At 53.7% G+C, this 6,000-nt stretch carries 8 protein-coding genes; 6 read left to right on the top strand and 2 right to left on the bottom strand.

Translation table 11 applies throughout. From position 1 onward, the window contains the following. The coding region (locus tag MVK60_RS08680; RefSeq protein WP_297438409.1) for a hypothetical protein at positions 1-202 on the top strand (202 nt) is incomplete at its 5' end. A 64-nt stretch (positions 203-266) separates the two neighbouring features. Here MVK60_RS08680 and MVK60_RS08675 read toward each other — a convergent pair. After that, positions 267-1,484 carry a methionine adenosyltransferase gene (locus MVK60_RS08675; RefSeq protein ID WP_297438407.1) on the bottom strand — a complete coding sequence of 406 codons (1,218 nt, stop codon included), beginning with the start codon at positions 1,482-1,484 and terminating at the stop codon, positions 267-269. Positions 1,485-1,810: 326 nt separating this feature from the next. Between MVK60_RS08675 and MVK60_RS08670 the strand changes: the two genes are divergently transcribed. From MVK60_RS08670 to MVK60_RS08650, 5 genes are all read left to right on the top strand, one after another. Next, positions 1,811-2,431 (top strand): haloacid dehalogenase, encoded by a 621-nt coding sequence (locus tag MVK60_RS08670; RefSeq protein ID WP_297438405.1) that lies wholly within the window; start codon positions 1,811-1,813, stop codon positions 2,429-2,431. A 27-nt stretch (positions 2,432-2,458) separates the two neighbouring features. Next, positions 2,459-3,025 (top strand): endonuclease V, encoded by a 567-nt coding sequence (locus tag MVK60_RS08665; protein WP_297438481.1) that lies wholly within the window; start codon positions 2,459-2,461, stop codon positions 3,023-3,025. Next, positions 3,022-3,657, top strand: coding sequence for a CTP-dependent riboflavin kinase (locus MVK60_RS08660; protein ID WP_297438403.1), 636 nt, complete (start codon positions 3,022-3,024; stop codon positions 3,655-3,657). The genes MVK60_RS08665 and MVK60_RS08660 overlap by 4 nt, the downstream gene beginning before the upstream one ends. Positions 3,658-3,661: 4 nt before the next feature. Continuing rightward, positions 3,662-4,186 carry a hypothetical protein gene (locus MVK60_RS08655; RefSeq protein ID WP_297438402.1) on the top strand — a complete coding sequence of 175 codons (525 nt, stop codon included), beginning with the start codon at positions 3,662-3,664 and terminating at the stop codon, positions 4,184-4,186. A 92-nt stretch (positions 4,187-4,278) separates the two neighbouring features. Next, entirely contained in the window at positions 4,279-4,488 is a 210-nt protein-coding gene (locus MVK60_RS08650) for a PRC-barrel domain-containing protein (protein WP_297438400.1), read from the top strand. 4 nt (positions 4,489-4,492) lie between these two features. On the opposite strand, the gene MVK60_RS08645 is transcribed toward MVK60_RS08650, so the two are convergent. Beyond that, complete coding sequence (locus MVK60_RS08645; RefSeq protein ID WP_297438398.1) at positions 4,493-5,953, bottom strand: DHH family phosphoesterase; 1,461 nt, start codon at positions 5,951-5,953, stop codon at positions 4,493-4,495. Positions 5,954-6,000: the final 47 nt, after the last annotated feature.

Genomic DNA, 6,000 nt, shown 5'->3' with positions numbered 1-6,000 from the left:
GCTTCTCAGGAAGAAGCTCCACGTTGTAAAGGAGCAGAAGAAACTCCTAATGCTTGAGGAGGCGAGGCTTGTAAGGCTGGCCCGCCAGAAGGGCGCCACCGTTAAACAGCTCACAAAAGTCAAGGAAGAGAAGGCACGTTTAATGTTTGAGGAAGCGAAACTCGTAAGGGTTCTCAAGCAGAACGGCTACCCGTCGATTTGAGGGTGGTTTCCTTTTCTTCAGTTTTCGTGAACCTCCGAACGTTAAAAACATGTGAAGAAAAGAATCAGAAGACGCTAAGTTTGTCTTCCAGTATCATCTTCTGTATCTTGGTTATGTCAGCGAGCCATGCATCCGCTATCTCATAGGCCGGCTTCTGGATGGTCTCAAGGTTGTGGCCCTTCTTAGGGATGACCTGGACGCTCGCGACGAGCGGCTCGTCAATGGGCTTGCCTATCTGGCTTAGGATTCTGACGTAGACCTCTTCCACTCCTTCGACCTGCTCGGCTATGTCGTTGGCTATGAGCATAGAGAGGAGGTTATATATCTTACCAACGTGGCTGACCGGGTTCTTTCCGGCGGCCGCCTCCATGCTCATGTGCCTGTTGGGAGCGATGAGTCCGTTGACGCGGTTGCCTCTTCCGACGCTACCATCATCCCCTGCCTCAGCGCTTGTTCCCGTGACGGTGATGTAATATATGTCCTTTTTCGGATCGTCTGCTGTGTTAACGTAGACCTTCGTGGGTCTCTCGGTGTGGGCCTCGACTATCTCCCACGCCGCGTTGTGAATGGCTTCCTTGACGGCCATGTAGTCGTCCGGAGTCTGAACCTCGCTGTCCACTATGGCGGCTGCTATTGTGAGGTCAATCTCGTCACCTTTCCTGAGGCCCATGACCTTGATGTCCTCACCGACTGCAGGCCACTTCTTCTTGAATTCGTCGCTGTTGAGGAGCTTCTCTGTCTCATAAACTATCCTCTCGGTCTCACTAAGTGGGGCGTAGCCGACTCCGAAACTGGTATCGTTTGCGAGGGGGATCGGGTTCTCCTTGGCCTTGTTGAAGACTCCAACGAGGTCAACGCTCCCCTGCCCGATACGGGAATCGATAACGACGTGGTTCTCGAGGTTTAGGTGCCTGACGGCCTTCCTGAGGTAGTCCCTCGCCGCCTTTATGGCGACCTCATGAACCGGGAAGAACTCGCGGTCGATCATCTCAACGGCCCTTCCTGAGAGGAGGATGTATATCGGCTTGATAACCTCACCGCCACCGAACTGGGGGTAGGCCCTTCCGCCGACGACCTCAACCTGATCGGTATTGTGGTGGAGGATGATTCCGTACCTCTTAACGTACTCTCTGCTGAGGGCTCTGCTGACGGCCTCGGCGAGGCCATCCGCTATGCTGTCCGGGTGCCCTATACCCTTCCTCTCAACGAGCTCAACCTGCTGCATTTCAACTGGGGTTCTCATGAGTTCCTCAACCACTATGTTCCTAACCTTCTCGGCCATGACCGTCACCTCAAACGTCTGTATGAGCGGGTCTGTTCATCGCTTTATATAATTTTCGGCATGAATTTAAGGGTTTAATATTCCCATCAGTTATTTATTCCGAAATCCTTAAAATTTCCCCTGAAAATCATTCGTATAAGCATCCGACGACGCCCGGCGGCCCGGGCCCGGGAGCGTTCGGGCAGCGATGAACGGGTGCAACGATGCCGGGCGGACAGGGCTCGCCCTCCGGATCACCGGAGGACGCCGTTCGGCCACCGATGAGGGATGGAGATGGGCCGAGCCCACATTTTTAACCCCTTTGTCAAACTTCTTCCGGTGAGATCATGGAGCTGAAGGAAATAATAGCCGAGATTAGAGAGGTTCTCGATGGGAAGGATTCGCTCAGGGAGGAGGCGCTGAGGCTGACGAGGGAGATAGTCCGGATGAGCGGGGACACGATAAAGGCCCTTCACAGAGGAGAGGTTGAGAAAGCGGTGGGGAGGCTGAAACTCACCCGTGAAAAGGTTGAGGAGTTAAGGAAGAGGCTGAATGACCATCCAGACCTTTACCACACCGGCTACGTCCAGAGTGCTCATCAGGAGTTCGTTGAGGCCAGCCTGTTCTTCGCATATATGACCGGCAGGGATTTCCCGTCTCCCCAAGAACTTGGGGTGCCCTACGCGGACTACGCCCTTGGAATCGGCGATTTCATCGGTGAGCTCAGGAGACACTTCCTTCTGCTCCTCCTCGAAGGAAACCTTGAAGGGGCAGAGGAAACTTATCGCTTCATGGAGGAGGTTTATGAGGAGCTGATGACGCTGGAGTACCCCAAGGGGTTAGTGAACGTCCGCCAGAAGCAGGATCAGGCCAGGCACGTCCTTGAAAGAACACTAGAAGACCTTACTCGGGCCAAGCTCAACAGGGGCCTTGAAGAGAAAATTGAACGGGGTATTTTAAAGGATTGAGCAATTACATAATTAGGTGATTATGTGATTAGTGAATTGAAGCTGAACCGGCTCGCGGAGGTTCAGAAAAAGCTTTCGGAGAGGATCGTTGAAAGAGGTCTCAGACCCGAAGAGACCGAAACGGTGGGGGCCGTCGATGTTTCGTACCGTGAGGGTAAGGCAAGGGCCGCTTTCGTTCTCTGTTCATTTCCGGACTGTGCCCCTCTAAGAGAAAAGGTTGTGGAAACCGAGGTCCCAGTACCGTACATGTCTACGTTTTTCTTCCTCAAGGAGACAAGACCTCTACTGCTGGTTCTTAAAGGGGAGAAGTTTGACGTCCTCCTTGTGGAGGGGCACGGAAGGGCCCACCCACGCGGTTACGGGCTGGCCAGCCACATAGGTCTACTGCTTGGAAGCCCGACCATTGGGGTTGCAAAGCGTCCCCTTCGAGGAAGTCCCAAAGGTTCTTACAGACGCGTGGGAAAAGCTTATGTAAGCGTCGGTCATCTGGTGGACCTGGAGTCCGCGGTCAATATAGTGGGAGCGGTGCTTGAGGGGGGCTACCCCAAACCGCTCAGGCTTGCGGACAGACTTTCGAAGAGGCGGTGGCTATGAAGAAGCTCAATCTCCTGTTGATCCTGGTAAAGAAGGGCGCCGTTGGTGAGAAGGTCAGGATAACCATTAGGGAGCTCGCAGATGGCCTTAAAACCTCCCCCCAATCGGTCCTTAGACTTCTTGAGGCTATGGAGGTGGAAGGGCTCCTCAAGCGGGAAACGGAAGGTAAGAAAACGTACATGGAGCTAACGCCGGAGGGACTTCGTTTTCTGGAAGACGTCTGTGACAGGATCTCCAGCGTCCTGTACAACGGCGTTATCCTTGGGGAAGTTGTATCCGGGATCGGAGAGGGTGCGTACTACGTCAAGCAATACGCTCCCCTGATACGGGAGTATCTGGGGTTTGATCCGTATCCTGGGACCCTCAACATCCGGGTAATCTTCCCAAAGACCATATTTGATGCCCTCTGCAACGTGAGGCCAGTGATACTGCCCGGATTCACTAAGGAGGGACGGACCTTTGGCGACGTGAGGGCATATCCGGTCAGGATCAGAGGGCTGGAGGGAGCAATCGTCGTCCCATCCAGAACCATTCACCCGCCGAAGATCGCCGAGATAGTTGCGCCCGCTTACCTGAGGGAGGAGCTGAACATCAGAGACGGGGACCTGATAAAAGTGACCGTTAGGGAGTGATAAAATGGACCCCAAGCTGAAGCAGGTTATGAGTGGTGCCGGTGCAGGAATGACCCTCGCGTTTCTGGTTGTTGTGAAATTTCTGAGTACGAGCGCGGGGATAAGGGGAAGTCTTCCGTTCTTCCTCGCTGGGATAACCCTTGGGGCACTGGTGGGCTGGACATCGAAGCCCGTCACTAACGCATCGGCCTTTGCGTATCCGCTCGGCATTCTTGTGGCGTTTGTACTGGGGGCACTCTGGTTCACGGGCAACGCCACCCTGACGGCTACGTTGACCATAACCGCGGCCGCTGTTGGAGCCCTCTATCTAACGGCGCCCTTGGGCTTTACGGACGCTGCCCTCACACCGATAACCTACTTCGGGGGGATGCTGACGGCGCTTATGATCCTCGGCAGTGTTGAATCCCTTTGGGAAACCCCGGGTGCGCTTCTGAGCATAAACCTCTCCGGGATCTTTGGGGCCGTCCTAGCCTTCTTTGTGGTGATGTTCAGATTCTTGGTTGGTTTCCCCCAAAGGATGAACCGATGAACTGACCTCCCCCCCACCCAGAAGGACGGGCTTTCAGAGGAAAACAAAGTAAACCTTAAATACAACCGGGATAACTTATTCAGGTGGTTAAAATGGTGATGAGACTCTCAAGGCTTTACGGGAAGCAGATCTACAACACCAAGGGGAACTACGTCGGCTACGTCGATGAGATTCTCATCGAAATCGACCGGGGTGGAGGGAGGGTTCTTGCGCTCGGACTTCCCGGTGAAAAGGTCGGCGTTCCCTACAACAGGGTGACAGCGATAGGTGACATAATCCTCGTGGAAGCAAAAGAAGGGTAGAGGACTACTCTTTAACTTTTAACGCCTCAAGGAACTTCTCCGTTATCGCCTCCTCTGCCAGCCTGAGGAGGGAGTTTTTGTCCTTGGCGAGCCTGAATATCCCCAGGGGTATCCTTGCACCGCCAGACTGACTGTGGCCGCCCCCTGTTCCAATGTCACCGAAGGCCTCCCTCATCACCGTGCCGATGTTAACGCGGACATCGCGTGTCCTGGCCGACATCTCTATCCTGTCATCGACGATACCGAACACCAGCACGGTTGTTATCCCCTCAAGGCGCAGCAGGAAGTCGGCCGATTCCGCCACGGCATCCCTGTTGGTTATGAAGCCAACGTTTGAGACAACCACGTTCTTGTATATGCGCCGGTTTATGATGGCCTTTGCGAGTATCTCAGCGGTTTCCGTTGAGATGTCGGGGTGTTCTATCTTATCCAAGAGCTCGTAGTCCACCTTACCTGCCAGGAACTCTATGGCCTTTAGTTCAATGTGGCTGAGCTTCGAGAACTTCTTTGTGTCCACGTAGATTCCGTAGAAGAGGGCCGTTGCGAGGCGGGTATCAACCGGTATCCCCAGGGTGCGGATGTACTCCGCGAGTATGGAAGCGGCGGCGTTTACCTCCGGCCTTATATCTATGAACGCGTCCTTGGGAAGAAGATCCCGCAGGTGCTGAAGCACTTGGTGGTGGTCTATGACTATCTTTATCTTCTTGTAGTCCTCCCCCTCCAAAAGGGTGAGGTTCCCGTTGGGCTGACAGTCGACAACCGCGATGAACGGGTAGCGTTTCAGCTCGTAGCTCCCCCGGGAAAGCTTTCTGAGGTCGACTCCCAGAAGGTTTACGAAGGCCCTGTTCTCGTGGTGGGTGATGTCACCGCCGTAGACGATCTGGGTCTTGAGGCCAAGGGTCTGGGCGATCACGCTAAGGGCGGTCGCGCTGGATATCGAGTCCGGATCGGGGTTGTCGTGCATGACTATTAAGAGGGAATCACCCGAATTCCTCAGCTCCTTGAGCTTCTTAACCAGTATGTTCGCATTCTTCTGCTCGCCTATCATCTCCACGATCCTAACGAGAGCATCTTTCAGGGCTCCAAGCGGGGAGATCGCATGTTCAACGGTTACCTCTGCCTCAAACTCATCATTTACCTGTTTTATCAGCTCATCAATGCTCATGCCATCTGGAAGAACCGTGATCACCGGGATTTCTTTGTTGTTAGTTTTAATAACGTAGACTGTTCTCTTGATTGTATCTGAGTTATGGGTTGTTATTATAGCGAGATCGGCCTTATCAACCCCCGCTTTGAGGAGCGTGGCCGTGTATGAAAAGTCACCCGGAACAACACGAAAGCCGCCTTCCTCAAGAGCTTTTGCCCGCACTTCATCCTTTTCGATGATGGTTACGTCAAATTCCCCCTTCAACGACTCAGCAACCGAACGGCCCAAGACTCCTCCTCCGAGTACCAGCACCTTCATGACTCTCACCTTTGTGCACAATAATGTTTAAATACAAGCGTTGATAT

This window comes from Thermococcus sp., from assembly GCF_026988555.1.
In the GTDB taxonomy this organism is placed as follows: Archaea; Methanobacteriota_B; Thermococci; order Thermococcales; family Thermococcaceae; genus Thermococcus.
This window is presented reverse-complemented; position numbering and strand designations above follow the sequence as displayed.

Excerpts from the sequence above, each read along its gene's own strand:
- MVK60_RS08675 (WP_297438407.1), bottom strand. The coding sequence starts at position 1,484 with ATGGCCGAGAAGGTTAGGAACATAGTGGTTGAGGAACTCATGAGAACC.
- MVK60_RS08670 (WP_297438405.1), top strand. The coding sequence starts at position 1,811 with ATGGAGCTGAAGGAAATAATAGCCGAGATTAGAGAGGTTCTCGATGGG.
- MVK60_RS08660 (WP_297438403.1), top strand. The coding sequence starts at position 3,022 with ATGAAGAAGCTCAATCTCCTGTTGATCCTGGTAAAGAAGGGCGCCGTT.
- MVK60_RS08655 (WP_297438402.1), top strand. The coding sequence starts at position 3,662 with ATGGACCCCAAGCTGAAGCAGGTTATGAGTGGTGCCGGTGCAGGAATG.
- MVK60_RS08650 (WP_297438400.1), top strand. The coding sequence starts at position 4,279 with ATGGTGATGAGACTCTCAAGGCTTTACGGGAAGCAGATCTACAACACC.
- MVK60_RS08645 (WP_297438398.1), bottom strand. The coding sequence starts at position 5,953 with ATGAAGGTGCTGGTACTCGGAGGAGGAGTCTTGGGCCGTTCGGTTGCT.